Annotated in this window: 1 protein-coding gene and 1 pseudogene; one reads left to right on the top strand and one right to left on the bottom strand. The window is 68.5% G+C overall.

The annotated features are described in order from the left end of the window. Positions 1-28: 28 nt before the first annotated feature. The gene (locus tag KBX53_RS33820; RefSeq protein ID WP_007455245.1) at positions 29-196 is read right to left on the bottom strand and encodes a DUF3117 domain-containing protein; all 168 of its coding nucleotides are present in this window, start codon (positions 194-196) and stop codon (positions 29-31) included. Positions 197-386: 190 nt separating this feature from the next. Here KBX53_RS33820 and KBX53_RS33825 point away from each other — a divergent pair. Continuing rightward, a pseudogene (locus KBX53_RS33825) lies at positions 387-947 on the top strand (PaaX family transcriptional regulator); the annotation flags it as partial. Between the last annotated feature and the right edge of the window lie 163 nt (positions 948-1,110).

Consider the following 1,110-nt stretch of genomic DNA (forward strand, 5'->3'; position numbering starts at 1 on the left):
GGCTCACGCCGCCCGGAGCACTCCTTACTCAGCCGGCCGCTGCCTTCAGTGCGTCACCGAGCGCGTTGGCCTCGTCGGGAGTCATCTCGACGACGAGCCGGCCACCGCCCTCCAGCGGGACCCGCATGACGATGCCCCGCCCCTCCTTGGTGACTTCCAGCGGACCGTCGCCCGTCCGCGGCTTCATCGCCGCCATGTTGTCTCCCCTCAGACCTACACCAGGGTCGGTGGGTTGCCCCACAGCCACTTCGTCACGACCACCCGCAACGGTCACGGGGGTGTCGACAAACGATTTTCCCTGATGAACACCGCCGGACCCAAACCGGAGCAGCATTGATGTAACAGCATCTAGCTTATCTTGAGAAGGCCTGTCACAATGTGCGGTCATGCAGGCACGGTCGGCACTCTTCGACCTGTACGGCGACCACCTCCGTCCCAGGGGTGGCCGGGCACCGGTTGCTGCCCTGGTCAAGCTGCTGGCGCCGCTGGGAATCGCGCCGCCGGCAGTTCGCACCGCCGTGTCCCGGATGGTGCGCCAGGGTTGGCTCGAGCCACTCCGGTTGGTCTCCGGTCCGGGATATTCGATCACACCGAAAGCCGCCCGGCGACTCGACGAGGCAGCCGCCCGGATCTACCGGACCGGCCGGGTCACCTGGGACGGCCGGTTCGATCTGCTGGTGTTGGAGGCCCCGGGCTCCCGACGTGACCGCCAGCGGCTCGCCGCCAACCTGAGCTTCCTCGGCTACGGGACGCTCGACGAGCAGACCTGGGTCGCCACCCGCCCCGGCGAGGATGTCGACCTGCTCCTCGCCGAGACGGGCATCCGGTTCGAGCGGTTCACCGCCTCGCACTTCTCCGGCACCCCCGGTGCGATGGGCGTGGTCCGACGAGCGTGGAACCTGACCGAGATCGGCCACGCGTACGAACGGTTCGTCGCCAAGCAGAAGCCGGTCTTCGAGGGACGCTGACCCGCCCCGCTAGTCGTCCTCCTCCGGGTCCTGGTTGGCCTGCTCGCCCAGCACGAACGCCTGCATGGCCAGCTCGTCACCGGCCGGCGAGACGAAGGCGGGCAGCTCACGCGGCCCCAGCTCCTGCACGTAGGACCAGAAC

The organism is Micromonospora sp. M51, assembly GCF_018070305.1.
In the GTDB taxonomy this organism is placed as follows: Bacteria; Actinomycetota; Actinomycetes; order Mycobacteriales; family Micromonosporaceae; genus Micromonospora; species Micromonospora parva.